We start from the raw sequence: 1,054 nt of genomic DNA, 5'->3' as shown, positions 1-1,054 counted from the left end.
CGCGGTGTTCGTGCCGACCGCCTTCCTCGGCGGCATTTCCGGGCAGTTCTTCCAGCAATTTGCGGTGACGATCGCGGTCGCAACCGCGATCTCCTGCTTCTGCTCGCTGACCTTGTCGCCGGCGCTGGCCTCGCAGATCCTGGTACCGCATGAGGAGAAACGCCCGCCGGCGCGCTGGAACATCATCGCGCGCGGCTGGGACAGCTTCACTGCGCTGTTCAACCGGGTGTTCGACCGGCTGGCGCACGGCTATGCATCGGTGGCCGACTTCGTGATCCGGCATACGGTGGTGATGCTTGCGCTCTACCTCGTACTGATCGGCAGCGCCGGCTGGCTGCTCGCGACCACCTCGCAGGGCTTCATTCCGGCGCAGGATCGCGGCTACGTCATCATCTCGGCGCAGCTGCCGGGCGCCGCGTCGCTGGCCCGGACCACCGCTGTTGTGCGCGAGATCGAGCGGATCGCGCTGGATACGCCGGGCATCGTTCGCGTCGCGGCTTTCGCCGGCTTCTCCGGTGCGACGCGCACGCAGCAGGGCAACGCCGCGGCGCTGTTCCCGGTATTCGACGAGCCGGAGGCGCGCCTGAAGAAGGGGCTGACGGCGAACGCGATCACGGCCGAATTGCGCAAGCGTCTCTCGGTGATCCAGGGCGCCTTCATCATCGTCATTCCGCCGCCGGCCGTGCCCGGTATCGGCACCGGTGGCGGCTTCACCATCCGTGTCCAGGATCGCCAGGGGCGTGGACCCGAACTGCTGGCTTCCGCGACCGATGAACTGGTGACAGCCGCGCGCAAATCGCCGTCTCTCACGTCGGTGTTTTCGCCGTTCACCGCGAACACGCCGCAGCTGTTCGTCGACATTGATCGCGTCAAGGCGCAGAAGCTTGGGGTGCCGATCGCCAACATCAATGACACGATCCAGACCTATTTTGGTTCGACCTATGTCAACGACTTCAACCTGTTCGGCCGCACCTATCACGTTACCGCGCAAGCCGATCTGCCGTTCCGGAAAGACAGCCCCGATCTCGCAAGGCTGCGCACCCGCAACGTCGCC

General features: G+C 65.7%; 1 protein-coding gene. It reads left to right on the top strand.

What is annotated here, in order from left to right; all coding sequences use genetic code 11:
• Positions 1 to 1,054 (top strand): efflux RND transporter permease subunit (locus AKL29_RS45020; RefSeq protein ID WP_244482143.1); only part of this gene is annotated, 1,054 nt, incomplete at both ends.

It is taken from the genome of Bradyrhizobium pachyrhizi (assembly GCF_001189245.1).
Lineage (GTDB): Bacteria > Pseudomonadota > Alphaproteobacteria > Rhizobiales > Xanthobacteraceae > Bradyrhizobium > Bradyrhizobium pachyrhizi.
This window is presented reverse-complemented; position numbering and strand designations above follow the sequence as displayed.